We start from the raw sequence: 294 nt of genomic DNA on the forward strand, positions 1-294 counted from the left end.
ATATAAGGTTATTAAATAATGAGTATGATGAACTCAAAAAGTGGAAGGTTATTGTGGTTGAAGGTGTACCTACAAATACTGATAATCATAAAGTCAATATTGGGCCATTATCACTAATTCATACTGTCTCGCGTCAAAAGGATTTAAATGAGAGTGAAATTGCTTCCTTACCTAAAGACAAAGTTGATGTTAAAGCCATTGTTGCAGCTGGTCAAGAAAAATTCGATGAAGATAAGAAAAGTCCAGGTGTGACAACTCCGAAGTTATTTATTTACCCACTTAATCCTAATACAC

The 294-nt window shown here is 33.7% G+C and carries 1 protein-coding gene; it reads left to right on the plus strand.

From position 1 onward, the window contains the following. Positions 1–294: hypothetical protein (locus tag AOA62_RS31755; RefSeq protein ID WP_158235123.1), on the plus strand; the 294-nt coding region annotated here is incomplete at both ends.

The sequence above is a fragment of the Pseudomonas sp. 2995-3 genome, from assembly GCF_002742565.1.
Taxonomy (GTDB): Bacteria; Pseudomonadota; Gammaproteobacteria; order Pseudomonadales; family Pseudomonadaceae; genus Aquipseudomonas; species Aquipseudomonas edaphica.